Source organism: Alteromonas sp. ABV4_150 (assembly GCF_056311745.1).
The window spans coordinates 795483-818421 of sequence record NZ_CM149971.1; the positions used below are offsets into that span (position 1 = coordinate 795483).

General features: G+C 44.3%; 25 protein-coding genes and 1 pseudogene. 15 read left to right on the top strand and 11 right to left on the bottom strand.

Annotation, left to right across the window (positions count from 1 at the left end; all coding sequences use genetic code 11):
• Positions 1 to 249: 249 nt before the first annotated feature.
• The 4 genes from ACYX4M_RS03400 to zapE all read right to left on the bottom strand — a co-directional run bounded on the left by ACYX4M_RS03400 (position 250) and on the right by zapE (position 4567).
• Entirely contained in the window at positions 250 to 1209 is a 960-nt protein-coding gene (locus tag ACYX4M_RS03400; RefSeq protein WP_476081901.1) for a prolyl oligopeptidase family serine peptidase, read from the bottom strand.
• Positions 1210 to 1524: 315 nt separating this feature from the next.
• On the bottom strand, positions 1525 to 2433 hold the full coding sequence (locus ACYX4M_RS03405) for a LysR family transcriptional regulator (RefSeq protein WP_476081902.1): 909 nt from the start codon (positions 2431 to 2433) through the stop codon (positions 1525 to 1527).
• 3 nt (positions 2434 to 2436) lie between these two features.
• Positions 2437 to 3162: a YebC/PmpR family DNA-binding transcriptional regulator gene (locus ACYX4M_RS03410; protein WP_476081903.1), complete on the bottom strand. Its 726-nt coding sequence runs from the start codon at positions 3160 to 3162 to the stop codon at positions 2437 to 2439.
• A gap of 307 nt (positions 3163 to 3469) precedes the next feature.
• Complete coding sequence (gene zapE, locus ACYX4M_RS03415; protein WP_476081904.1) at positions 3470 to 4567, bottom strand: cell division protein ZapE; 1098 nt, start codon at positions 4565 to 4567, stop codon at positions 3470 to 3472.
• Between the two features lie 255 nt (positions 4568 to 4822).
• On the opposite strand from zapE, the gene ACYX4M_RS03420 reads away from it, so the two are divergent.
• From ACYX4M_RS03420 to ACYX4M_RS03430, 3 genes and pseudogenes are all read left to right on the top strand, one after another.
• Entirely contained in the window at positions 4823 to 5257 is a 435-nt protein-coding gene (locus tag ACYX4M_RS03420) for a ZapG family protein (RefSeq protein WP_334058922.1), read from the top strand.
• An 87-nt stretch (positions 5258 to 5344) separates the two neighbouring features.
• Positions 5345 to 6707, top strand: a pseudogene (locus ACYX4M_RS03425) (DegQ family serine endoprotease).
• A 298-nt stretch (positions 6708 to 7005) separates the two neighbouring features.
• Complete coding sequence (locus tag ACYX4M_RS03430; protein ID WP_476081905.1) at positions 7006 to 8076, top strand: trypsin-like peptidase domain-containing protein; 1071 nt, start codon at positions 7006 to 7008, stop codon at positions 8074 to 8076.
• Positions 8077 to 8224: 148 nt separating this feature from the next.
• Here the strand turns inward: ACYX4M_RS03430 and murA are convergent, their stop codons facing one another.
• The 7 genes from murA to mlaF all read right to left on the bottom strand — a co-directional run bounded on the left by murA (position 8225) and on the right by mlaF (position 12932).
• Positions 8225 to 9487 (bottom strand): UDP-N-acetylglucosamine 1-carboxyvinyltransferase, encoded by a 1263-nt coding sequence (murA, locus tag ACYX4M_RS03435; RefSeq protein WP_476081906.1) that lies wholly within the window; start codon positions 9485 to 9487, stop codon positions 8225 to 8227.
• 12 nt (positions 9488 to 9499) lie between these two features.
• Entirely contained in the window at positions 9500 to 9757 is a 258-nt protein-coding gene (locus ACYX4M_RS03440; RefSeq protein ID WP_012517351.1) for a BolA family protein, read from the bottom strand.
• Positions 9758 to 9786: 29 nt separating this feature from the next.
• Entirely contained in the window at positions 9787 to 10095 is a 309-nt protein-coding gene (locus tag ACYX4M_RS03445; RefSeq protein WP_476081907.1) for an STAS domain-containing protein, read from the bottom strand.
• Positions 10092 to 10757: an MlaC/ttg2D family ABC transporter substrate-binding protein gene (locus ACYX4M_RS03450; protein WP_476081908.1), complete on the bottom strand. Its 666-nt coding sequence runs from the start codon at positions 10755 to 10757 to the stop codon at positions 10092 to 10094. Before ACYX4M_RS03450 ends, ACYX4M_RS03445 begins: the two co-directional genes overlap by 4 nt.
• 118 nt (positions 10758 to 10875) lie before the next feature.
• Complete coding sequence (mlaD, locus tag ACYX4M_RS03455; RefSeq protein WP_012517348.1) at positions 10876 to 11349, bottom strand: outer membrane lipid asymmetry maintenance protein MlaD; 474 nt, start codon at positions 11347 to 11349, stop codon at positions 10876 to 10878.
• A gap of 9 nt (positions 11350 to 11358) precedes the next feature.
• Positions 11359 to 12135: a lipid asymmetry maintenance ABC transporter permease subunit MlaE gene (mlaE, locus tag ACYX4M_RS03460; RefSeq protein WP_476081909.1), complete on the bottom strand. Its 777-nt coding sequence runs from the start codon at positions 12133 to 12135 to the stop codon at positions 11359 to 11361.
• On the bottom strand, positions 12132 to 12932 hold the full coding sequence (gene mlaF / locus ACYX4M_RS03465) for a phospholipid ABC transporter ATP-binding protein MlaF (protein ID WP_476081910.1): 801 nt from the start codon (positions 12930 to 12932) through the stop codon (positions 12132 to 12134). Before mlaF ends, mlaE begins: the two co-directional genes overlap by 4 nt.
• A gap of 599 nt (positions 12933 to 13531) precedes the next feature.
• Here mlaF and ACYX4M_RS03470 point away from each other — a divergent pair.
• The 12 genes from ACYX4M_RS03470 (at position 13532) to mgtE (ending at position 22900) form a co-directional block, all read left to right on the top strand.
• The gene (locus ACYX4M_RS03470) at positions 13532 to 14488 is read left to right on the top strand and encodes a calcium/sodium antiporter (RefSeq protein WP_474873097.1); all 957 of its coding nucleotides are present in this window, start codon (positions 13532 to 13534) and stop codon (positions 14486 to 14488) included.
• Positions 14489 to 14490: 2 nt separating this feature from the next.
• On the top strand, positions 14491 to 15471 hold the full coding sequence (locus ACYX4M_RS03475; RefSeq protein WP_476081911.1) for a KpsF/GutQ family sugar-phosphate isomerase: 981 nt from the start codon (positions 14491 to 14493) through the stop codon (positions 15469 to 15471).
• Positions 15472 to 16020 carry a 3-deoxy-manno-octulosonate-8-phosphatase KdsC gene (kdsC, locus tag ACYX4M_RS03480; RefSeq protein ID WP_476081912.1) on the top strand — a complete coding sequence of 183 codons (549 nt, stop codon included), beginning with the start codon at positions 15472 to 15474 and terminating at the stop codon, positions 16018 to 16020.
• Complete coding sequence (gene lptC / locus ACYX4M_RS03485; protein WP_476081913.1) at positions 16017 to 16595, top strand: LPS export ABC transporter periplasmic protein LptC; 579 nt, start codon at positions 16017 to 16019, stop codon at positions 16593 to 16595. The genes kdsC and lptC overlap by 4 nt, the downstream gene beginning before the upstream one ends.
• The gene (gene lptA, locus ACYX4M_RS03490; protein WP_334058942.1) at positions 16564 to 17109 is read left to right on the top strand and encodes a lipopolysaccharide transport periplasmic protein LptA; all 546 of its coding nucleotides are present in this window, start codon (positions 16564 to 16566) and stop codon (positions 17107 to 17109) included. Before lptC ends, lptA begins: the two co-directional genes overlap by 32 nt.
• 2 nt (positions 17110 to 17111) lie before the next feature.
• A complete protein-coding gene (gene lptB / locus ACYX4M_RS03495) occupies positions 17112 to 17837 on the top strand; it encodes an LPS export ABC transporter ATP-binding protein (protein ID WP_334058944.1) in 726 nt (241 codons plus the stop codon).
• Positions 17838 to 17910: 73 nt separating this feature from the next.
• On the top strand, positions 17911 to 19392 hold the full coding sequence (locus tag ACYX4M_RS03500; protein WP_476081914.1) for an RNA polymerase factor sigma-54: 1482 nt from the start codon (positions 17911 to 17913) through the stop codon (positions 19390 to 19392).
• A 30-nt stretch (positions 19393 to 19422) separates the two neighbouring features.
• Positions 19423 to 19710 carry a ribosome hibernation promoting factor gene (hpf, locus tag ACYX4M_RS03505; protein WP_012517338.1) on the top strand — a complete coding sequence of 96 codons (288 nt, stop codon included), beginning with the start codon at positions 19423 to 19425 and terminating at the stop codon, positions 19708 to 19710.
• A gap of 13 nt (positions 19711 to 19723) precedes the next feature.
• Positions 19724 to 20167 (top strand): PTS IIA-like nitrogen regulatory protein PtsN, encoded by a 444-nt coding sequence (ptsN, locus tag ACYX4M_RS03510; protein ID WP_476081915.1) that lies wholly within the window; start codon positions 19724 to 19726, stop codon positions 20165 to 20167.
• Positions 20168 to 20250: 83 nt separating this feature from the next.
• Positions 20251 to 21096, top strand: a complete 846-nt coding sequence (gene rapZ / locus ACYX4M_RS03515; protein WP_476081916.1) for an RNase adapter RapZ — start codon at positions 20251 to 20253, stop codon at positions 21094 to 21096.
• Positions 21096 to 21368 carry an HPr family phosphocarrier protein gene (locus ACYX4M_RS03520; protein WP_474827697.1) on the top strand — a complete coding sequence of 91 codons (273 nt, stop codon included), beginning with the start codon at positions 21096 to 21098 and terminating at the stop codon, positions 21366 to 21368. The genes rapZ and ACYX4M_RS03520 overlap by 1 nt, the downstream gene beginning before the upstream one ends.
• 173 nt (positions 21369 to 21541) lie before the next feature.
• On the top strand, positions 21542 to 22900 hold the full coding sequence (gene mgtE, locus ACYX4M_RS03525; protein ID WP_179982437.1) for a magnesium transporter: 1359 nt from the start codon (positions 21542 to 21544) through the stop codon (positions 22898 to 22900).
• The last annotated feature ends 39 nt before the right edge of the window (positions 22901 to 22939 follow it).

The following is a 22939-nucleotide window of genomic DNA, read 5'->3' on the forward strand; positions in this document are numbered from 1 at the left end:
AGCAATCACTGTTGGGCCGGATAAATCAACTCAAAAGAGTAGGCGGTAAATCCCCTACGTTATACCAATACCTGTAGTAACTAAGTTGATGATGGTGTGCTTGCCTTCGGCTTACTAAACTCTTTTTGGCGCTGGTTCTGCACACAAGAACAAAATTGCCGTCAGCGCATGGCTACGAGGCCTCTGTTTGGACGACTGCAACCAAACACCCTGGATGAGCTTGGTTTTTAAACTCACCGTATGGCACCACTATATTTGTTTGTCTAATAAGTACTTATCGAACCAATCAATCATAGCTCCGATATAGTCAGGTGCATTTTCTGGAATCTTTCTTACTGGCTCGCCATTTTCTATAGCATTGTACTCATATCGAGGTCCGTGGCCTCCGCCTTTCACCGTGATCAAGTTGTTTGGAATTCCGGCTTTATTTAGTTCTGCTTGCATCTTTATTGAGTTTTCGATAGGTACAACGTTATCAGCGTCACCATGAATCATAAGTATGGGCGGATCATCGGCTGAGATGTGAACAATGGGGGACGCTATATTCATCAAATGCTTCTCTAGCGTACCAGGCTTTGCCGCTATACTGCGATAGCCAAAAAGTGGCGCGGTGGGGTTTTCTCTGAGATCAAAAGGCGCAGCACGAGTTACTGCTGCTTGAATTTTTGAACTTTGGCGATTGATTTCACTCGGGTCGGTTTGCTCCCCTTCACCATCCAACGTTGCCAGCATGCCAACTAAGTGGCCACCAGATGAACCGCCCATTCCGCCGATACGATCCGGGTCAATACCATATATATCTGCATGATAACGAATAAATTTTACCGCTCGCTGTAGGTCTTCAATTGGAGCTGGATAGCGGAAACGAGGGGCTGCTCTGTGATTGACGTTAAATACCGTGTAACCAGCCTCAGCAAGCGGTGCCGCATAGATATCTTCTTGACCTGTTGCTGTTAGCATTTGAGCGTCTAAGCTTAGTTCTCGAGTCCAACCACTGCCCGAAACAAAAATAATGGCTCTTCCATTAGACTCACTTGGATAATAAACATCCATGAGTAGCGCCAATCCACTGAACATACCATAAACGACATTACGCTCAACCTTAAAAGTACTTGCTATTTTGGACTGTTGATTTGCATCAGCAGACGCCCCCTCGGTAAGCAAAACAGCGACTAACAAAGATACAATGGAGATTGTTTTTATTTTCATTATTTTAAACTCGCAACTCGTCTTGAAACGGATACCCAGACTGCGGTACATGTAAAATTAATTTGTTGTTTTTCACTACACCTCTACCTTTAAATTCTAGTTTGTTGTTGTTTTTTTTGTTAAGTGACAAACAGTGTATGATGAATTTGTATTTAAAAGGCGTGAAGATAATTTATACAATTTTTTAATATAATGAGCGCGATAAGATTGCCGCCCAGTCAACTTAGCTACACAGCGCATTGACAGAATTAAAAACGTCTGATGAAAGGAACTTCTATAATGTCCAAGAGGCAAATAGATTTGAGACGAAATCGCTTATTGCGCGTAAGTAGTCAGATTAGTTCTGACCAAGTGCACCAATTCATCTCTATATTTATCTACGGTTCCATTAAGCCAGGCTGCAGCCAAAGGTAATTCTGTAACCTGTTGCTTGTCGTGATCAACTAAAGGCCTGAAAACCACATTCTTAACATTCAGCCTTGACGTCCAGTAGGGAATAATTGCCACCCCAACTTTAGCCCCAACCAAATTAACGATTGTATGTTTTTGCTCTGCCTGTTGAGCATAATTTGGTACTAACCCTGCTTGTAAAAAAAGGTTATTTGTCAGGTTATAGCTGTGTGGACGATTTCTTGGAGAAGGGACAATTAATGGTACATCAGCCAAATCATAAACGGTTAACTGTGACTTTTTCGCTAGTTCAGAATCTGCGTGAACAGCAACAACCGTTGGCTCTTTCATTAAGAATTCAAAATGAATACCTTCCTTTGCTTGCATGGGAGGCCGAACGAAGGCTATATCCAAAGCCCCAGATAACAACTTAGGCAATAACTTAGCCGTTTTATCTTCCTCCAAAATAAGTTCAATATCTGTAACTTGTTCATGAAAATCATGTACCAATTGAGGAAGCAATCCTGTAGCGGCACTGTCTATAGCCCCTACCCGAAAAACCTTATCCTCTATTTCTGCAGTTTTACGCACTTCATTTAACGCATCATCAAATTGCTCGATAACGGGCCTGATTTCATTCAATAATTTAATACCACTTCGTGTCAAAATAACATTTCGGGTAGTACGAGCAAACAAACGACATCCCAACGCTTCTTCAAGCAATCGGATATTGCGCCCCAAAGCTGATGGCAATATATCTAATTGATGGGCTGCACGGCCAAAATGCAGCTCATCAGCTACCGTAACAAAGCACTTCAGTAACTTTATTTCCACAAATCAACTGCTCGGCGTAATTGCATTGTGGTAAACGTCTTGAACGTCGTCACAGTCGTTAAGCATGTCCATGAATTTTTCAAACATAGGCATATCTTCTTCACTGATCTCAGTTTCAGTCTGAGGCATCCAGCTCATCTCATCGGCAATAAACGTAATATCTGGATAAGCTTCAGTTAGCGCTGTTTTCACCTGATAGAATTCAGTATGCGGCGCATAAACCGTCACTTTACCGTCTTCAACTTCAACATCAGTTACGTCTACGTCTGCTTCCATTAGCACTTCTAAGATGGCGTCTTCGTCGTCGCCTTCAAACTGGAATACCGCTTGGTGGTCGAACATGTGCGATACCGCACCCTGTGCACCAAGTTTTGCGTTAGTTTTAGTAAAGCAGTTGCGTACTTCGGTAATGGTGCGGTTGGCATTGTCAGATAAGCAGTCAACAATAACCATGCAGTTGCCCGGGCCAAAACCTTCGTAACGCATAGGCTGAAAATCTTCACCAGCACCACCAGCGGCTTTATCAATGGCTTTTTCAATAACGTGGCTTGGTACTTGGTCTTTCTTCGCCTTTTCCATTAAACGACGAAGTGAAAGGTTAGTGTCTGGGTCGGCACCACCATTTTTTGCGCACACGTAAATTTCTTTACCGTACTTAGAATAAACCTTTGTTTTTGCGCCGGCAGTTTTTGCCATGGCGGCTTTACGAACTTCGAATGCTCTTCCCATCTTAAAATTCTCTTTCTCGCAATTAGAAATGCTGCGTTGGGTTTTATCGGGGTACTATTTGCCTGAACCTTTTTCAGGCTGTGCCGCTTTGTCTTATCTGGAAATAATGCGAAACGAAGCATTGCAAAAATTGCTGAGTGCAATCTTTCCCAAACTAAACGCTGACTTAGCGACACAGAAAAATTGTGCGAAATTCTACCTTAATTTTCCTCTAATACCAATGTGAATCCCCTCGGAAAGGGTGCAAGCGAAGTACTTACCCGTTCTTATATTGGCGTAAATATACTCTGACCCCACACACTTTGGCTTACGGTAGATGTTCGGTTGCTAGGTAGTCGTGTGACTGCATTTCCTTTAAGCGGCTAAGGCAGCGTCTGAACTCGAAGTTAAGTAGCCCTTCTGTGTAGAGACTTTCTAGCGCCACTTCTGCCGATATAATCAGTTTCACATTTCGCTCGTAAAATTCGTCCACCATCGCAATAAAACGGCGCGCCACATCGTCGTTATGCTGGCCCATTTCCATAACATTGGCTAAAAGCACTGAGTGATAACAGCGGCTTAACTCAATGTAATCGCTCTGGCTACGGGGCCCGCCACACAAAGCTTTAAAATCTATCATCAATACACCGTCTGCGTTTCGAAGTGTAGGTATTTTACGGTTGTTCACTTCGATATCTTCTCCTTCAGAGCCTTCTTCTGGTGCTAGCTGAGAAAAGTAGCTAAACAAGTTCTCGGTGGCTGCATCATCAAGCGGATGGTGATAAATTTCGGCTTGCTCTAAGGTTCTCAAACGATAATCGATACCGCTATCAACATTCACCACGCGGGTATTCTGATTTAGTAAGTCGATGGCTGGTAAGAATCGTGCACGCTGCAATCCGTTTTTATACAAATCGTCAGGTACTATGTTAGAGGTAGCCACCAGCACAATACCGTGACCAAATAACTCTTCCATTAACGTGCCTAAAATCATGGCATCAGTAATATCAGATACGAAAAACTCGTCAAAACAGATAACTCGTGCTTCTTCTGCCAGCTTTGCCGCCACCAACTTCAAAGGGTCTTGTGCGCTTTTAAGTTGCTTAAGTTCGTCGTGCACGCGATACATGAAGCGGTGAAAATGCACACGCATTTTCTTTTCAAAAGGCAAGCAATCGTAGAAAGTATCTACTAAATAGGTTTTACCTCGCCCTACCCCGCCATAAAAGTAAATGCCTTGAATACCCGGCTTGGCATGTCCTTTACCAAACGCTGCTTTTAACTTAACCCGCCACGTCATTTTCTTTTTGGGCTCGGTCAGTTCATCGTACAAACGCTGAAGTTCTTTTACTGCATTTTCTTGTGCCGCGTCATAATGAAAATCAGGCGACTGAAGATCTAGCTGATATTTTTCCCATGGCGTCATCGCCGAAACCACTCCGTACAAAAGTCAATAGCGGCGCACGCTGCACCGACCTGCTTGAATTTCTCAATTATGACCTTAATTTTAATGGAAATCACGGTAGAATCTCACATTGAAATTCGACATACACTGAATAAATGAAACTATGTATGCGCTTTTCGGGTTTGACCTTGCTATATTCAGCATATGGTCGAAAGCAGCTTTTAGATCGTACAAGTTAAGGTCGGCTGCACGATGTTGATTGATTCGGAGAATAGAATGGAATTGTTAGTATCTCTTGCTTTGTTAGTTGTTGGTTTAATTATTGGCTTTTTTTCAGGTCGCTTTTTTCAACAAAAGCAAGGCGCAGGCAATACTGCACAAACTGAAAAGCAAGTTAAAGAGATCCTCGCACAACAAGCGCAGCACCACATTCATCAAACTCGTCAAAGCTTAGAAAGCATTGAAAGTCAGTGCGATACGCTTAAGCAACAAATTGAAGAGTATGAAATGCTGCTTGAACAAGGCGGCGATGATGACAGCAAAGTTCCCTTTTACGGGGAACAAGCAACAACATATTTACGTAACAACTTGAAAGGGTCTGACAAATCGAGAGTTAAGCGTGTTTCTGACACACAGCCAAGAGACTTCGCTAACTCAGGTTCTGGGCTGTTCGTCGGTGGTTCTGAGCAGAATAACGCAGAAAAACAGTAACATCGGGAACTTTATTCCAACGTCAGACTCTTTACTGAAACCATGCTATGTCGCATATAACATGAAGGAGTGTAAGCGAACATGAAAATGTCTTTTCGCCATTGTCTATTGGCATCTGCCGTTGTTGTAAGTTCATTGGGCTTTACTGCTAGCACACAGGCGGCGTTACCATTTTTTTCTGATACAAAAGATGAGGTTCCCTCGTTAGCCCCTATGCTTGAAGAAGCTTACCCCTGCGGTAGTTAGCATTGCGGTCGAGGGCACCCAAACCTCAACACAGCGCGTGCCTGAAATGTTTCGCTACTTCTTCGGTGCGCCGCAAGAGCAAGTTCAAGAGCGCCCTTTCCGAGGTCTTGGCTCCGGTGTCATCATAGATGCCGATAAAGGTTATGTCGTTACCAACAATCACGTTGTTGATAACGCGGACGAAATCACCGTCAAATTAACAGACGGACGCGAGTTCAAAGCGAAAAAGCTGGGCTCTGATGAGCAAAGTGATATCGCTTTACTTAAGATAGAACCAGATGATTTAAAAGCATTGCCACTGGCGGATTCTGACGTTTTACGCGTTGGTGACTTTGTAGTAGCTATTGGTAACCCATTCGGCCTTTCTCAAACGGTTACCTCAGGTATTGTCAGTGCTTTAGGCCGTTCAGGTTTAAACATTGGTGGTTACGAAGACTTCATTCAAACTGACGCAGCAATTAACCGCGGTAACTCAGGTGGCGCTTTGGTTAACCTTCATGGTGAGTTGGTTGGTATCAATACCGCTATTTTCGGCCCTAACGGTGGCAACGTAGGTATTGGTTTTGCTATCCCTGCCAACATGATGAAAAGCCTTGTTGATCAAATAGCGGAATACGGCGAAGTGCGTCGTGGTCTCCTGGGGATTCTAGGTAGCGATATTGATGCTGGTCTTGCCGAAGCTATGAATGCCGAAGTAAATATTGGTGCCTTCGTTAGCGAAGTACAGCCTGACTCTGCTGCAGACAAAGGCGGTCTTCAAGCAGGTGATATTATTACTGCGATTAACGGTCGAAAACTTCACAGCTTCCAAGAACTACGTGCAAAAATTGCGAGTATGGGTGCTGGCGCTGAAGTTGAGCTAACCGTTATGCGCAAGGGTAAGAAAATGAACGTAGACGTGGTGTTAGACGATGCTACTGATACCACGGTAACCGCGGCTCAGATTCATCCAGCTCTAGAAGGTGCCACACTGTCAAATGGTACCGACGATGCTGGCAATGCGGGTGTAGTCGTATCTGAAATTGAACGTGGTGCACCTGCGGCGCGCATTGGCCTGCAGTCAGAAGATGTGATCATTGGTGTTAACCGAGTACGTACATCGACGGTTGCCGAATTTAGAAACGCGCTAGACGAAGCCAAAGGCGTTATCGCACTAAATGTAAAACGCGGTAACTCGACCCTTTATTTGGTTATTAGGCAGTAGAGCTCAGCTCTAAAAATTTCCAAGCAGGAAAATATGTTAAACGGCGCTTTGAAAGCGCCGTTTTTTATTGAGCTAAATTATTAACTTGGCGCTGTCTACAATACTATGCTTCTAACACAATTTTCTGACGTATCGGGTTACACAAAATTTGCTTTTCACTACGGTAGTTTAGTAAATAAAGTGATATCCTTTATATTAATAACGATAATTTCAGATTGTTGCGCTTTTAATTTGTGAAGTAGTACCTCAATAGCGGTGCGTATGGAGTAAGTGCGACAGACAACGATAAGTGTGACTTGTGACTGGCCGCTCAATATTTAACTTCTTACTACAATCTATAATTCTAGGCGTCGCCGTTGCGAGTTTGCTGCTGATTTTTTTGCCAGAGCTTCGGCAAGGTAAGGGGCTCGCTCAAGGCTTTTTTAATGAACCTTCTGTTAGCGCTAGTCGCGAAAGCTATTTTGCAGCGCTAAGTCGCTCTGCGCCTGCTGTCGTAAACATTTACAGTGTTAGTATCGAAAACGGCTCAGGTCTATTTCGAAATCAATCTCGTGGGCGCACCAGCTTGGGCTCTGGTGTTATCATGACAGAGAACGGCTACCTACTTACCTGCCATCACGTTGTAGCCAATGCCGATAGCATTTACGTAGCAGTACAAGACGGACGTATTTTAGAAGCACAGATTGTAGGTACCGACCCACTCACCGACCTTGCTGTTTTAAAAGTAACTGCTGATAATCTACACATTATTCCTCAGGTTTCAGAACCCGATACCCATGTTGGCGATGTTGTTATGGCGATTGGTAACCCTTTTGACTTGGGTCAGACCATCACCCAGGGCATTGTGAGTAGAGCGGGTCGCAATGGCCTGTCGAACTATGTGGATTTCATTCAAACCGATGCAGTATTAAACCAAGGAAACTCTGGTGGCGCTTTAGTTGATAGCAATGGTATTTTACTGGGGATCACCAATGCCAATTTCCAAGTTCTAGATTCTAATAATCGCGCTCGCAATGTAGACGGAATTAACTTTGCAGTCCCCTATGAACTTGCTAAGCGCGTTATGGATGAAATTATAAGTAATGGACGAGTTGTACGCGGCCAACTTGGCTTTGTAGGCGGAGAGAACCGCAACCGCCCAGGTATTGATGTGCAGGCTGTAGCCAAAGGCAGTCCTGCCGACACTGCGGGTATTCGCCCGGGTGACATAATAGTGGCCATTGATGGTGTGCGTTTGGAAAGTGCGTCCAAAACGCTCGATATGATTGCTGAAACAGATCCTGGCACTGAGCTTGAAATTGAACTTAGTCGCGATGGGCAGTCAATTACGCTAACAGCTACTGTCGGAGAACTCCGAGCGGGGCAATAACCTTATTAGCACTTAACGACAGTTAACGTTTAAGCTTCTATTACTGTCGTGAAAGTATCTGCGATGAAATTAGGTAAGTAGAATTTTGTACATAAAAAAAGCGCCACATTGACAAATTCGGCGCTTCTTCTTGTGAACGGTTTAAAAGTTACTCTTTGACTCGCTCGATGATGGCACCTAAGCCACCTAATTTCTCTTCTATCGATTCATAACCACGGTCTAAGTGGTAAATACGATTTACGTGAGTCTCACCTTCTGCGATTAGCCCAGCGATAACCAAACTTGCTGAAGCGCGAAGGTCAGTAGCCATTACCGGCGCCCCTTTCAAGCTTGAACTGCCCTTAGACACAGCTGAGTTAGCTTCAAGTGCGATTTCTGCGCCCATGCGTTGTAACTCTGGCACATGCATAAAGCGATTTTCAAAAATCGTTTCGGTAATTACGCCTGTACCTTCGGCAACGCAATTTAGGGTAACAAACTGAGCCTGCATATCAGTAGGAAATGCTGGGTGTGGCGCGGTTTTAACGCGAACAGCCTGCGGTTTACGCCCTTCCATATCTAGCTCAATCCAGTCATCGCCTACGGAAATTTTCGCGCCAGCTTGCTCAAGCTTATCTAGCACAGCGTCTAACGTGTCAGGTGCCGCATGGGTACAGCGAATTTTACCGCCTGTTACCGCAGCCGCTACCAAGAAAGTACCGGTTTCTATGCGATCTGGCAGTACGGCATAATCACAGCCATTTAAAGTTTCTACACCTTCAATAGTTATTTTATCGCTTCCCGCGCCAGTGATTTTTGCGCCCATCTGGATAAGACAATTCGCCAAATCAACAATTTCAGGTTCACGTGCTGCATTTTCTAAGATGGTCGTGCCGTCTGCCAGTGCCGCAGCCATTAATAGATTTTCCGTTGCACCTACACTTACCATATCCATAAAGATACGAGCACCTTTAAGACGACCATCAACTTCAGCACGAATATAGCCTTCGTCTACTTCAATTTTTGCGCCCATTTTTTCAAGGCCCGTTAAATGAAGGTTTACTGGACGAGCACCGATGGCACAACCACCAGGCAGAGACACGTTCGCTTTACCCTGCTTTGCTAGCAATGGGCCTAACACCAAAATTGAAGCGCGCATAGTACGCACTAAGTCATAAGACGCGGTGACACTTTCAAGTGTACTTGCATCAATAACAATATCGTTTGGAGCGGGTAGCGCTACTTCTACACCAAGCTCTCGCAAAAGCGCCGTTGTTGTATTGATGTCGCGAAGACGAGGAACATTAGTATAACGACAAGGGGAATCGGTAAGTAGGCTTGTCATCAGCAGCGGCAATGCCGCGTTCTTGGCACCTGATATACGCACTGTACCGTTAAGCGCAGGGCTCTTTTTAATTACGAGTTTATCCACGAGCGACGCCTATTATTGAGGAATATTGAACTGGCGCTCGCGCTCCCAGTCTTTTACTGAAAACGTCTTGATGGTAATTGCATGCATGCTGCCGTCTGCAATTTTATCAGCTAAAGGTGCATATACCGCTTGCTGACGCTTCACCCGACTCATTTCATTAAATGCATCGCTTACTGCAATAATATTAAAATGCGAGCCTTCGCCCTTTACGTGGACTTCGTGCAGGTCTAACGCATCTTTCAAGATTTTTTCAATTTCAGACAATTCCATAACTTACTTCTTAATTCGCTTTCTGGTGTTTATTCTACGGGTAAAAAGCTATCCGCGTCGCTAATTTTCGCGAGCTTTTGCAACTTTTCAGGCATTTTATGTAGGGTCATGCTAACACCATTTTGCTTTGCATCCCTAACAGCATTAATCAGCCACGCTAAACCTGCACTGTCTGCACGCTCCACGTCGCCTAAATCGACTTGGCAACTTTTATTACTTATTAAAGTGCTACGTTGATTACCGCTTAAGCTTTCCCAAAAGTTTTTCGATAGCGTCTCACGGTCCAATTGACCGTGAACCACTATTTTGCCCGTGTCATTTACCTCGAATAGGCTCACTCAGCCTCTCCTTTGATTTCAATTGGCTCGCCTTGCTTTAGCTCGACCGGCTTGCCAATTTTGTCGCGCATTAGCGCGATAACTGCATCAATGCCGTCTTGACGAAGAATTGATTCAAACTCACTGCGCTTACTGTTCAGCATGCTGATCCCCTCCGCTACCATATCGTAAGCTTTCCATTCGTTAGTTTTGCTATCTTTGCGAACTTTGAATGCAATTTTAATTTCAGGGCGGCTTGGGTCTTGAACCACTGCGCGTACGGTTACTGATTTTTTGTCGTCAAACGATGACTCAGGCTCAAAGATAACTTCTTGGTTGTCATAGTAACCCATTGCTACTGCGTATGTGGTTACCAGATATTGACGGAAAACACTGATGTACTCACCCATTTTTTCCTGTGGCACAGATTTAAAGTGCTTGCCTAGTACCATAAAGGCTGCGAATTTATAATCGATATGCGGGACAAGTTCTTCCTGCATGATAACACGCAGCATTTCAGGGTCGTTTTTAATCTCTTCTTGATTCGCTTTAATACGCTCAAACGTGCGGTTGGCCACATCTTGAACCAACTCATAAGGGTTTTGTTCGTTAACTTCTTGCGCGTTCGCTATACCCGCTACAGACATCATAAAGATGCCAATTGCTACGAAAAACTTTTTCAAAATAACTCTCCTAACTTCAAACTCTTTTAAGCAGACCTGATAATGACGTAATTAGTTTCATCAGGCCGCCGGAATTAATTAACAATTACGTTATGTACGCTTGGTTACGCTACTGCGATTAGTCTTCGTCGCTGCCGCGATTAAATAAGAACTGACCGATAAGATCTTCTAGCACCAAAGCTGACTTTGTATCCTGTAGGTAGTCACCATCTTGCAGGTTAGCAACACCATCAAAAGAAAACCCTGGCTGGAAACCCACGTACTGCTCACCTAATAAACCTGACGTCAAAATAGACACAGAGCTTGTTTCAGGAAAGCCGTTGTATTCATTTAAAATAGATAACTCTACTACCGGTGTGAAATCTTCTTGATCTAGAGAAATAGATGATACTCGGCCTACGGTTACGCCACCCACTTTTACAGCAGAGCGAGGCTTTAGCCCACCAATGTTGTCGAACTTCGCGTATAGGGTATAGGTATCGCCTTCAGTTGCGACCGTTTGGTTTGCAACTTTAAGTGCCAACAATAACAAAGCACCTATCGTAAGCATGACAAACACACCAACCATTACTTCCGTTTTATACTTACTCATTCCAATCCCCTACTCGATACCAAACATAAGGGCGGTAAGCACGAAGTCCAGCCCTAATACTGCTAATGATGAATAGACCACCGTCTCGGTAGTCGCTTTGCTGATCCCTTCCGATGTTGGAATAGAATCATAACCTTTAAATATGGCAATCCACGTCACAACCAAGGCAAAAACGAGGCTTTTTATCACGCCGTTTATAACATCTTGGTTCCAATCAACGGTCGACTGCATGATTGACCAGTAACTGCCTGCATCAACACCTAACCAGTCTACGCCGACTAAATGACCACCTAAAATGCCAATGGCACTAAAAATAATGGCTAGCATTGGCATGGCTAACATTCCCGCCCAAAAACGAGGAGCAACTATGCGCCTTAGTGGGTCTACCGCCATCATTTCTAAACTACTTAACTGTTCGGTGGCTTTCATAAGGCCAATTTCAGCGGTCAACGCTGACCCGGCACGCCCAGCAAAAAGCAATGCGGTGACTACAGGACCAAGTTCACGCAATAGTGAAAGCGCGACCATAGGACCTAAGCTACCTTCTGCACCGTAATCGACTAAAATGGTATAGCCTTGCAGCGCCATTACCATGCCGATAAACAAGCCAGAAACCATGATAATAAGTAACGACTGAACACCAACTACATAAAGTTGTTGAATAACCAGTGGGACGTTCTTTACTCGAGGAATAGCGATAAGTGCGCCAAACAGCATGAGCGCTGCGCGACCAATCGCAGTAACTTTTCCTATAGTTTTAGCGCCTAAAGATTGGAAGAACTTCATTTATCTGCCCCCAAAAAACTTGTTTTCAAGTCAGGCGCTGGGTAATGAAATGGAACTGGGCCATCTGCTTTACCCTTTAAGAATTGCTGAACCAATTCGGAATCGCTTTCTTTGATTTCCTGCGCTGTACCTTCGCCGATAACACGCTTATCCGCCAAAATGTAAATATAATCAGCGATGGTCAGCACTTCCGTTACGTCGTGAGTCACCACAATGCTGGTTAGGCTAAGAGCATCATTGAGCTCTCGAATAAGCTTCACCAGCACCCCCATGGAAATGGGATCTTGTCCGGCAAAAGGCTCATCGTACATAATTAGATCGGGATCTAATGCAATTGCCCTCGCTAGCGCGGCTCTGCGCGCCATTCCACCAGACAATTCGCTCGGCATTAATTGCGCAGCGCCTCGCAGACCTACTGCCTGTAGCTTTAAAGCGACAATAGTTGCTATCAAGTCTTCTGATAGAGCAGTATGTTCGCGAAGCGGAAACGCCACATTGTCGAACACACTCATATCGGTAAATAGCGCCCCACTTTGAAAAAGCATGCTCATTCTACGACGAGTTTCGTAGAGAGATTTTCTCGACATAGAGACAATTGAATCGCCGTCGAATTTAACGTCGCCTTCGTCTGGTGTTAACTGCCCGCCAATAAGGCGCAGCAGCGTGGTTTTACCTATTCCACTTGGCCCCATTACTGCAGTAATTTTGCCCTTAGGTACCTTCAATGAAATCCCATCATAAATGATACGATCAGCACGCTTAAAGGTTAGGTTATCTACTTCAACTAAATGATCCATAGTTACTAAAATGTCGACCCCTGACGCTGGATTGAGTTGGTTTTGAACGCCGCTATCAATCTACTTAGAAAATATTAAAAGTATATGAGCGATATGCATATTCAATTTCTATGCCTTCGCACACATAACCCATAAAGTTTACTGAACAGTTTACTTTTAAGAGCCAACAAATTCAAAAAAGTTTACTCTGCAGTGTAGTTTTTTATGCTTACAGGCTGGCTTGTCCAGCAGACACAACCTCTAGGCCGTGTTATTTGGAGCCATTGTACGCTTTTTCAAGACACTCGCCAAAGTCAAAAAGTTACAAGTTATGTTCGATTAAGACGAATTGTCCACGCTAAGACGATTGTTATCTCACGCTGAAGTGATGTCTGTGCCTTAGCTAACTCTTACATGTAGTTCCAGTTCCCATCCTATTTCCCTAGTTATTAACTGAAACTGAACGCTTACTAGGAATACCTTCGAACTGCTGTAACGGGTTTGATAAGCGGAAATTAACGGCAATCAGTCTCTTTTTATGAAAATAAAGCAATGCGAGCATAGGCAAATGGCACTCTTTTTGCGACAATCTATCGAAATACTAACTATTACAGGTTGTTGTGCTTTTAAACATTGTCATTTTTCTGGTTGGGCTGATTGTCTTAAGTTGGAGTGCGGACCGTTTTGTTTATGGCGCTTCAGCGCTAGCAAAAAACATTGGCATCTCTCCTATGATGATCGGGCTTACGATTGTCGCTATGGGCTCATCGGCACCTGAGATTGTGGTATCTGCTATTGCCTCTGCCAATGGCAATATGAATACAGCCGTGGGTAACGCACTCGGTTCAAATATAACCAACATTGCGCTGGTGTTGGGTGTAACCGCTCTAGTAAAACCTTTGCTTGTTTCGTCAACAACGCTTAAACGTGAACTTCCAGCGCTTCTCATTATCTCGTTAATTGCTATTGGCTTTATGTTCGATGGCGAACTGAAATCTTACGAAGGGATAATTTTACTAGGCCTATTCATTTTTGTTTTGGCAATGATGGCTTGGTTATCACTTCAAGTAGACAAAGAAGACCCCCTAGTTGCTGAGACCGCAGATGAAATCCCTCAAGGCGTTTCTAACACCTCAGCGCTTATCTGGATTGGTGTTGGCCTTATCGTATTACCATTAAGTGCCCACTTTCTTGTCAATTCGGCAGTAGAAATTGCCAGATACATGGGTATATCAGACTTAGTTATCGGGTTGACCATTATTGCGTTTGGCACAAGCCTTCCTGAATTAGCGGCTAGCGTGGCTGGTGTGCTTAAAGGTGAAGATGATCTAGCGCTCGGCAATATTATTGGCTCTAACATTTTCAACCTGCTAGCCGTACTCGGTATGCCGGGGTTAATTGCCCCAGGCCTGCTAGACCCTGACGTTTATAACCGAGATATGTACGTTATGCTTGGTTTAACCTTGCTGTTGTTCTTGTTCAGTTTCGATTTAATTGGAAAGCGTACAATATCAAGAACAAATGGATTTATACTTCTAGCTTGCTTTATCGGCTACCAATTCTGGCTGTTCGGATAATCATGAATACACAAACTCAGATGCACTATATCGAATCGGCAAAGCGTGTTATCGACATTGAAACGCAGGCTATTGCCAATCTTGCAGAGCGCTTAAACGAGCACTTTATCAACGCATGTAACATTCTTTTTTCATGCGAAGGCAAAGTGGTTGTAAGCGGTATGGGAAAATCTGGCCATATCGGCAATAAAATTGCCGCTACCCTTGCGAGTACCGGGACACCGGCCTTTTTCATGCATCCCGGTGAGGCTAACCACGGCGATTTAGGCATGCTGAGTAAAGGAGATGTGCTATTAGCCATTTCTAATTCTGGTGAAACCAATGAATTAGTTAACCTGCTGCCCGTTGTTAAGCGCTTAGGCATTAAAGTGGTAGCAATGACCAATAGTGCTGATAGCTCGCTAGGACAACACGCAGATGTAGTGTTAGATATTAGTGTAGAGAAAGAAGCGTGTTCATTGGGTCTGGCGCCTACATCAAGTACAACAGCCACACTGGTTATGGGTGATGCCCTTGCGGTAGCACTGCTCGACCAAAAAGGCTTTACCTCAGACGATTTTGCACTATCACACCCTGGCGGTAGCTTAGGCAGAAAACTGCTGCTTAAAGTGAGTGATATTATGCTTAGCGGCAGCGACATTCCGTTGGTGAATCTACATGCATCTGTCGCTGAAGCGCTTTTAGAAATTTCCAAAAAGGGCCTAGGCATGACTGGTGTTATCGCACCCGATGGTTCGTTAACAGGCGTGTTTACTGATGGTGATTTACGCCGAATACTTGATGCCCGTATAGATGTGCATAGTGCGACAGTAGAAGATGTAATGACCAAAGGCGGCAAAACAACCACAGCAGAGCAGCTAGCTGTAGAAGCCTTAAATATAATGGAAACTCATAAGATAAGCGCATTAATGGTTACCGATGAAAAGCGCACCCCTGTCGGAGCCTTCAACATGCACATGCTTTTGAAAGCGGGAGTACTCTAAATGACGACAACTCTATACACCGATTTAGACCAGGCACTTTTTGAGCAGTTGGCAAATATTAAGTTACTGGTTTGTGACGTGGATGGCGTATTTTCAGACGGTCGCATTTACTTGGGCAACGACGGTGAAGAACTTAAAGCTTTTCACACCCGCGACGGATATGGCGTGAAAGCCTTGGTAAGTAATGGTGTTAACGTCGCCGTGATAACAGGACGACGTTCAGCAATTGTAGAAAACAGAATGAAGGCGCTAAACGTAGCACACATTATTCAGGGTGAAGAAAACAAAGCTGAAGCCCTCGGCGAATTAATGAAAAGCCTAGGGTTGAACTCAAGCGAAGTTGCCGCCGTAGGAGACGATATGCCCGATACAGGTATGTATCAGCACGTAGCGGTAAAAATTGCGGTTGCCGATGCTCACCCTTTTGTTGCAAAGCAAGCGAACTGGATCACCACACTTCCGGGTGGATTTGGCGCAGTTCGAGAAATATCGGATACCATCTTGCAAGCTAAGGGCGTGGCAAACGACATTTTCGGAGCTAGTGTATGAGCCAATTTGGCTTCAATCGCTTGGGTTTAAGCATATCGGCGCTATTTATCTTAGCGCTGTTGATGTATGTCCCAACTTGGATGGAAGAGCAGCCTGAGACGCAAGGTAGCAGTCAAAATGATGCGCTTAAGCCTGCATATAAGGCAAAAAACTTAACTACAACCTTGTACAACCAAGACGGTGAGTTAAATCACAAAGTCTTTGCAGAGTCTATGGAACACTACGACCAATTGGGTTTCGTGTTATTCCAGCAGCCTAAATATACTCTTTATACAGAGAGTGCTACATCACCTTGGGTTGTGACTGCGCGGGAAGGAACGCTGTATAACAATGAGTTAATTCAGCTTGAAGCTAGCGTTGTTATTGAAAATAAAACCAGCGATGATTTTGTCAAAAGCTTATCCACCGAATACATCCAAATAAATTTAGACACGAAACAAATGACATCTGATCAACCCGTTGAGATACTGGGTACGCAATACCTTATTTTTAGCAATGGGTTTAACGCGAATTTACGCACACAAGAATACGAGCTTTTAGATCATGTACAAACCACTTATTCCCCTAGCAACTAGCTTTCTACTTGCCATCGCTAGCGGTGCGGTACAAGCCAGTGAAGAAGATTTTTCACAGCCCATTAAAATAGGGTCAAATACCCAGTTTATTGATGGTAAAAACAAGACGGCCCTGTACAAGGAAGACGTGCTGATTACTCAAGGTTCACTCCTCATTGAAGCGGATGAAGTAGAAGTTATTGCTACTGATGGCAGCGGCCGAGAAATATTTATCGCCCGAGGGAACCCAGCAAGCTACTCTCAATCACTAGAAGACGGTACACCGGTATCAGCCAAAGCTAATGAAATTCGCTATGAGGTGGTTAATCGCACTATTTCTCTGGCCGGTAATGCTGAACTACAGCAAGATTCTAGTAAAGTACAAGGGGATAAAATTACGTTCGATATGATTACTGAACAATTGCTTGCAACAGGTGGCGCCGGTGAAAATGGTGAAGGTCGAGTAACAACAGTGTTTACTCCTGACACTATTCGTAAAACGTCGTCTAAGAAAGACAACGAGGGCAATGAATAGCAATGGCAACTTTGAGCGCTAAAAACCTTGCTAAATCGTATAAATCGCGACAAGTCGTTCGCGATGTGAGTCTTTCAGTTTCTACTGGGCAAATTGTCGGTCTTCTTGGCCCAAATGGTGCTGGTAAGACCACCACTTTTTACATGATTGTTGGCTTGGTCAACCTAGACAAAGGCAAGATTGAAATTGATGATAGTGAGCTTACTCACCAGCCAATGCATGAGCGCGCACGCCGCGGTATAGGCTACCTTCCGCAAGAAGCGTCAATTTTTAGAAAGCTTACGGTACATGAAAATATCATGGCCATTTTGCAAACCCGTAAAGATTTAAATTCACAACAGCAAGAAGAAGAAGCTGATGCACTACTTGATGAATTTAATATCAACCATATACGTAATAGTACGGGCATGAGTTTGTCAGGGGGAGAACGTCGTCGAGTTGAGATTGCTCGCGCTCTGGCAGCGAAACCACAATTTATTTTGTTAGACGAACCATTTGCCGGTGTTGATCCAATATCAGTTAATGATATAAAGAAGATAATACAGCATCTTCGCGATAGGGGTATTGGTATCCTTATCACGGACCATAACGTACGCGAAACATTGGATGTTTGCGAAAAGGCGTACATTGTGAGTCATGGTGAGCTTATTGCGCAAGGAACCGCGGAACAGGTTTTAAGTAATCAAAAAGTAAGGGATGTATACCTAGGCGAACAATTCAGGCTATAGTTAATGTAACCGAATTGTCATTTTTCAGTTTCGCTCTGGTATATTCAATTTAGAGCATTTAAATAAGACGTAGATGAAACCATCTTTACAGCTAAAATTTAGCCAACAACTTACCATGACACCTCAGTTGCAGCAGGCTATCAAGCTGCTGCAGCTTTCTACACTTGATCTCCAGCAAGAGATTCAAGAGGCACTCGACTCTAATCCACTGTTAGAAGTGGAAGAAGGTAACGACGAGCCACAAGTAGAAAAGAACAATGTCGATAGTGACGATAGTGCAGCTGAAGCGACAGCTTCTGCATCAAGCGACACGCTAGAAGCAGGAGATGCACTGGAGAAGAACGACCTTCCGGATGAGCTGCCTATCGACAGCACCTGGGACGAGTACTACTCCGCCTCTTCTGCGCCTGCGCCTGGCCCGTCTAATGATGACGAACAAATCTTCCAAGGTGAAACTACCGAAGACATCCAAGAGCATTTACTTTGGCAAATGCGCCTGACTCATTTTTCAGATACTGACCGTGCTATTGCCACAGCTATTATCGACTCAATTGACGAGTCGGGTTATCTGACCGTTACCCTTGACGATATCTTAGATGCTGTTAATGACGATGACTTAGAAGAGCCTATCGAAATGGACGAAATAGAATGTGTGCTTAAGCGCATTCAAATGTTCGACCCCATTGGTTCAGGTTCTCGTACACCTCAAGAGTGTCTTATGGTGCAATTGCGCCAGTTTTCAGAAGACACACCGTGGCTTACTGAAGCGAAGCAGCTTATTGAGGAATATTCAGACTTACTGAGCAGTAAAGACTACCGCACGCTAATGCGTAAGAGCCGATTGAAAGAAGATCAGCTGCGAGAAGCAATGCGTTTACTCCAAACCTTGAATCCTCGCCCAGGTAGTGCTTTAGTTACTAAAGAGCCTGAGTACGTTATTCCTGATGTCTCAGTAACCAAGAAAAATGGCCGTTGGGTGGTTGAGCTGAACCCCGACAGTCTGCCTAAATTAAGCGTAAATCAACAGTACGCAGCAATGAGTCGCCGTGCCAAGAATAGTAGCGATTCACAATTCATCCGCTCACACATGCAAGAGGCCAAGTGGTTCATAAAGAGCCTAGAGTCTCGTAACGATACCTTGATGAAGGTTGCAAATTGCATTGTGCAGCAACAAATGGGCTTTTTTGAGCACGGCCCGGAAATGATGAAACCAATGGTGCTAAATGATGTCGCAGAAATGGTAGATATGCACGAATCCACTATTTCACGTGTGACAACGCAAAAATACATGCATACGCCGCGTGGTATCTTCGAGCTGAAGTATTTCTTTTCAAGCCACGTTGCAACCGAGTCAGGTGGTGAGTGTTCATCCACAGCGATTCGTGCATTGATCAAGAAGTTAGTGGCTGCCGAAAATCCTAGCAAGCCGCTAAGTGATAGCAAGATTGCTTCGTTGTTGGCCGAGCAAGGCATAAAAGTCGCTCGGCGAACAATAGCAAAATACCGGGAATCGTTATCGATCCCGCCGTCGAACCAACGCAAAAGCCTTATCTAACTGGGCTTAATAATATAAGGAAGACGAAATATGCAAATCAACCTTACTGGTCATCATGTCGAAATCACCGACTCTTTGCGTAATTATGTCGATACGAAGTTCAGCAAACTTGAACGTCACTTTGATCACATTTCTAATGTGCATGTCATCCTGAACGTTGAAAAATTAAATCAAAAAGCCGAAGCGACCGTTCATTTAAGTGGCGCTGAAGTATTCGCATCCTCAGAAAATACCGACATGTATGCGGCGATTGACAGCATGGTTGATAAACTCGACCGGCAGGTAATCAAGCATAAGGAAAAACTGAAAAAACATTAGTAGTTAATTGAGTATGGATATACAAGCCATCGTAAGTCTGGACCGCACCGAGTGTGCGGTTCAGTGTAATAGTAAAAAGCGAATTCTTGAGATCATCGCTGATATCGCTGCCAAGCAGAACGATAACATCGACCAGGCAACTGTTCTAAATAGCTTGATGGCTCGAGAACGTATGGGTAGTACGGGTATTGGTAATGGCATAGCGCTGCCCCACGGCCGCCTCGCAGGCCTTGATAAAGTCATTGCTATTGTTGTAACCAGCACGCCTGCTATCAACTTCGATGCCCTAGATGAAAAGCCCGTAGACATATTTTTTGCACTTCTCGTTCCCGAAGAGCAAACCGAAGGACACCTTCAAACATTGGCTACCGTTGCAGGTAAGTTAAGCGACAAAGAAACGATTAAAACAATACGACGTGCAACAACCAGCGACGAAATTATTTCTGCATTAAGTTAGACAATAAGCGCTTAGGCATTATAAGCAGGCGCTTAATTCAACAACGCGTATGTGATGAAACCAGAATATAAGGGAGAGTTTAGGTGAAGCTGATCATAATCAGTGGTCGTTCAGGGTCTGGTAAGTCTGTCGCACTTCGCGCATTGGAAGACTTAGGCTATTACTGTGTTGATAATATCCCAGTTAATTTGCTTCCTACCCTTACCCATACCGTTGTTGATGAATACGATCAAGTTGCGGTAAGTATTGACGTAAGAAACTTACCCAAAAATCCTGATGATTTGGTAGAGATTCTAGACTACCTGCCTTCTTCTTGGTCTATGACTATAGTGTACATTGACGCAAGCGATGATGTACTGGTTAAGCGGTTTAGCGAAACGCGCCGTCTTCACCCTTTAGCCAAGCTAAATAAGTCTCTCTCAGAAGCTATTAGAGCAGAGTCTGCGCTGCTCGCACCTATTACTGAGCGCGCTGATTTATACTTAGATACAGACAAGCTAACAATACACCAACTCGCAGAGCTAATCCGAGAACGTATCCTAGGTAAAAAGAGCTCTCGCCTTGTACTGGTGTTTGAGTCATTTGGCTTTAAACATGGCATACCCAAAGATGCCGATTATGTTTTCGATGCGCGCTTTCTACCAAACCCTCATTGGGAAACGGACCTTAGACACCTCACTGGATTAGATGCACCCGTTGAGGTGTTTTTAGGCTCACAACCCGTAGTGACCAAATTTATTTGGCAAATTCAAAATTTAATGACCACATGGCTTCCCCATCTAGAGCGCAACAATAGAAGCTATGTGACTGTGGCTATCGGCTGCACTGGTGGGCAACACCGCTCTGTCTACATTGCCCAAACCTTGTCAAAAACCTTCAGCGAAATACATCCTGATGTTCAAATTCGTCACAGAGAGTTGAACCAGTAATGACTATTCAAAAAACGCTTACCATCGTCAATAAACTAGGCTTACACGCGAGAGCAGCCACGCAACTGGTACAGCTGGCTAATCAGTTTGATGCCAAAATCATTTTAAAAAAAGGCGATAAAGAAGCCGATGCAAGCAGCGTCTTAGGCTTGATGATGCTGGAGAGTCATCAGGGCGAACAGGTAGATGTTATTGTCGATGGTGATGACGCGGTCGATGCACTTGCTGCCATAGAAGAGCTTATTGAGGGCAGATTTAACGAAGACGAATAGTCTCAACCCGAATATTTATTGATGAATTAATCAACAGCTAGCTTAGTAATTCCAAATTCTTGGGTAAAAGCCACGCAATTATCATGACAGACTCAATATAATTGCGATATTCTACGCACACTTAGGCTACACAGCCTTTATTTTCCATATCAGCTTAGTAGGAATAACGCCTTATGGCAGAAGCGCTTGTTTCTAAATACGTACAAACCCAATTACGCGCACTTAACGCAGCGTTGATAAACGGTCAATTTGTATCTGTACGTAAGCTTCTGCTTGAACTTCCCCCTTCAGACGTTGCTCATATTCTCGAGTCAAGCCCTAGCAGGACCCGTGATGAGTTATGGGAGCTGATTGATAGCGACTTTCACGGTGATATTTTAGAAGAGCTATCTGATGATGTTCGAAACGGTATTATCACAAAGATGCTCCCTGCCAATGTGGTTGATGCACTTGAAGAAATGGATACCGATGACTTGGCAGAAACGCTGAGTAGCCTTCCTGAACCTGTATTGGCAGACATTCTTGATTCAATGGATGCACAAGACCGCGTACGTGCAGAGCAAGCGCTGTCTTACGGTGAAGAAACCGCTGGTTTCATCATGAACACCGATACCATTACCTTGCGTCCTGACGTTACCATTGATGTGGTTCTACGCTACATTCGTTTAAAAGGTGAGTTGCCGGAAAATACAGATACTTTTTATGTGGTAAATAGAACCGATAACCTTGTTGGCATTGTTCCTGTCACCCGTCTACTCACCGCAGATACCGACGATAAAGTGTCTGACGTTATGGACGAGGAATCAGAAGCGATTCCTGTGAATATGCCAGACGATGAAGTAGCAAGCCTTTTCGAGCGATACAATTGGCTTTCAGCACCTGTTGTAGATGAAAACCATCGCTTAGTGGGCCGAATTACCATTGATGACGTGGTTGATATTATTCGTGAGGATGCCGAGCACTCGATGATGAGTATGGCGGGTCTTGATGACGACGAAGATACCTTTGCACCTGTTATGCAAAGCACTAAACGCCGCTCCGTGTGGCTGGCCGTTAACTTGGTCACTGCGCTAATGGCTGCTATGGTGAGTGACTTATTCGAAGCCACGCTAAGTCAACTTGCCGTTTTAGCTATTTTAAATACCATAGTACCGAGCATGGGCGGCGTGGCTGGTAACCAAACGCTGACCCTTGTTATTCGCGGTATGGCGCTAGGTCATGTAAATGCCAGTAACTCGCGCTGGCTTATCAGTAAAGAGATATCCATCGGCTTTCTAAACGGTGCAATTTGGGCAGTGCTTATTGCTTCTGTCATTGCCCTCTGGAAGCAGGACTACATGCTGGGTGTTATTATTGCCTTTGCGATGATGGTAAACATGATTGCGGCAGCGCTTGCAGGTGCAACCTTACCTATGATTATGAAGCGTCTTAAGATAGACCCTGCCCTAGCTGGCAGCGTTATCTTAACTACGATAACTGATGTGGTAGGTATTTTTGCATTCTTAGGTACGGCAACGCTGTTTTTAATTTAAGTCGGTAAAGATTTCTCTGTTCCTAGGGCTCAAGTAATT

What these genes read in the sequence shown, in the direction of transcription:
- ACYX4M_RS03440 (WP_012517351.1), bottom strand. Translation starts at nt 9,757, where the DNA reads ATGGAATTGTCTGAAATTGAAAAAATCTTGAAAGATGCGTTAGACCTG.
- ACYX4M_RS03420 (WP_334058922.1), top strand. Translation starts at nt 4,823, where the DNA reads ATGGAATTGTTAGTATCTCTTGCTTTGTTAGTTGTTGGTTTAATTATT.
- ACYX4M_RS03475 (WP_476081911.1), top strand. Translation starts at nt 14,491, where the DNA reads ATGAATACACAAACTCAGATGCACTATATCGAATCGGCAAAGCGTGTT.
- hpf (WP_012517338.1), top strand. Translation starts at nt 19,423, where the DNA reads ATGCAAATCAACCTTACTGGTCATCATGTCGAAATCACCGACTCTTTG.
- ACYX4M_RS03410 (WP_476081903.1), bottom strand. Translation starts at nt 3,162, where the DNA reads ATGGGAAGAGCATTCGAAGTTCGTAAAGCCGCCATGGCAAAAACTGCC.
- zapE (WP_476081904.1), bottom strand. Translation starts at nt 4,567, where the DNA reads ATGACGCCATGGGAAAAATATCAGCTAGATCTTCAGTCGCCTGATTTT.
- lptC (WP_476081913.1), top strand. Translation starts at nt 16,017, where the DNA reads ATGAGCCAATTTGGCTTCAATCGCTTGGGTTTAAGCATATCGGCGCTA.
- lptB (WP_334058944.1), top strand. Translation starts at nt 17,112, where the DNA reads ATGGCAACTTTGAGCGCTAAAAACCTTGCTAAATCGTATAAATCGCGA.
- ACYX4M_RS03500 (WP_476081914.1), top strand. Translation starts at nt 17,911, where the DNA reads ATGAAACCATCTTTACAGCTAAAATTTAGCCAACAACTTACCATGACA.
- ptsN (WP_476081915.1), top strand. Translation starts at nt 19,724, where the DNA reads ATGGATATACAAGCCATCGTAAGTCTGGACCGCACCGAGTGTGCGGTT.
- kdsC (WP_476081912.1), top strand. Translation starts at nt 15,472, where the DNA reads ATGACGACAACTCTATACACCGATTTAGACCAGGCACTTTTTGAGCAG.
- mlaF (WP_476081910.1), bottom strand. Translation starts at nt 12,932, where the DNA reads ATGGATCATTTAGTTGAAGTAGATAACCTAACCTTTAAGCGTGCTGAT.
- mgtE (WP_179982437.1), top strand. Translation starts at nt 21,542, where the DNA reads ATGGCAGAAGCGCTTGTTTCTAAATACGTACAAACCCAATTACGCGCA.
- lptA (WP_334058942.1), top strand. Translation starts at nt 16,564, where the DNA reads ATGTACAAACCACTTATTCCCCTAGCAACTAGCTTTCTACTTGCCATC.
- ACYX4M_RS03520 (WP_474827697.1), top strand. Translation starts at nt 21,096, where the DNA reads ATGACTATTCAAAAAACGCTTACCATCGTCAATAAACTAGGCTTACAC.
- ACYX4M_RS03400 (WP_476081901.1), bottom strand. Translation starts at nt 1,209, where the DNA reads ATGAAAATAAAAACAATCTCCATTGTATCTTTGTTAGTCGCTGTTTTG.
- mlaD (WP_012517348.1), bottom strand. Translation starts at nt 11,349, where the DNA reads ATGAGTAAGTATAAAACGGAAGTAATGGTTGGTGTGTTTGTCATGCTT.
- mlaE (WP_476081909.1), bottom strand. Translation starts at nt 12,135, where the DNA reads ATGAAGTTCTTCCAATCTTTAGGCGCTAAAACTATAGGAAAAGTTACT.